The 1,295-nt window shown below is 56.0% G+C and carries 1 protein-coding gene and 1 pseudogene; both read left to right on the top strand.

Annotation, left to right across the window (positions count from 1 at the left end):
- Positions 1-1,112: sugar ABC transporter ATP-binding protein (locus B3Z49_RS00030; RefSeq protein ID WP_296987103.1), on the top strand; the 1,112-nt coding region annotated here is incomplete at its 5' end.
- Positions 1,105-1,295, top strand: a pseudogene (locus B3Z49_RS00025) (ABC transporter permease); the annotation flags it as partial. The gene B3Z49_RS00030 and the pseudogene B3Z49_RS00025, both read left to right, overlap by 8 nt.

Here is a 1,295-nt window from a genome sequence, read left to right as displayed (position 1 = left end):
CGCGCACGCGCATCAAGGATCTTGCGGTTTCGGACCGTCAGATGGTCGAAATTGCCAAGGCGCTTTCGAAAAATGCCGATATCCTGATCCTTGATGAACCGACCGCGGTCTTGACCGGGCGCGAGGTTGATATCCTGTTTGATCAGATCCGACGCCTGCGCGAACAGGGTGTCGCCATCCTTTACATTTCCCACAAGCTTGACGAGATCAAGGCGATTGCCGACCGGGTGACGGTTTTGCGCGACGGGCGCCTGATCACGACCGAACCGGTGACTGATGTTGAAAAAGACGACATGGCGCGCCTGATGGTCGGGCGGGATATCAAACAGATGTTCCCCGACCGCGCGCCGGTTGAGGCCCATGATGTTGCCATGTCTGTCCGCAATGTATCGGTTGAGGGCCAAGTGCGTGACGCCAGCTTTGATTTGCGTCGCGGGGAAGTTCTGGGCTTTGCCGGGATCGTCGGGGCCGGGCGGACAGCCTTGATGGAGGCGATCATTGGCCTGCGTGACAGGTCTTCGGGTGAGATTGAACGCAATGGCGAGCCGGTTTCGATCCACAGCCTGCAAGATGCTAAGAAATGCGGCATTGCCTATCTGACCAAGGATCGCAAGGGCAGCGGGTTGTTGCTGAATATGGATATGCGGCCCAACCTGACTTTGCTGGCACTTGAAAAATTCGGGACCGTGATCCTTAATCGCAAGGCCGAAGAAGCCGCACTTGCCAACGCGATCGAGGCCTTTGACATTCGCGCGGCCGATCCAAAAGCCAAGGTCGGTGATTTTTCCGGCGGTAATCAGCAGAAGCTTCTGCTGGCGAAAGTCATGGAAACCGACCCGGAAGTCGTGATCATCGACGAGCCGACGCGCGGCATCGATATCGGCACCAAAAGCCAGATTTATCATTTCATCGGCGATCTTACCAAACGCGGTAAATCCGTCATTCTCCTGTCGTCTGAAATGCCGGAAATGCTTGGCCTGTCTGATCGCATCGCGGTCATGGCGGCGGGGCGTATTACCGGCATTCTCGAAGGAAACGACCGCAACGAGCATGAAATCATGCGGCACGCGACAGGAATTTCAGGCAAGCAGGGAGTGTCTGTTCATGAGTAGCCTTGAGCGCTCTGAAGCTTCGACTTCGAGTGGTTTCAATATCGATTTCAAAGCCTTGGGTCCGTTTTTGGCCCTCGTTGGCCTGTTTGTTCTGGGCACGGGTATTAATGACGCGTTCCTGAGCGGTGGCAACCTTTCGAACATTTTCACCCGTGCGGCCTTTATCGGCATCATCGCGGTGGG

The sequence above is a fragment of the Thalassospira sp. UBA1131 genome (assembly GCF_002311515.1).
Lineage (GTDB): Bacteria > Pseudomonadota > Alphaproteobacteria > Rhodospirillales > Thalassospiraceae > Thalassospira.
The sequence above is the reverse complement of the archived record's forward strand: the minus strand, read 5'-3'. Positions and strand labels throughout refer to the sequence as shown.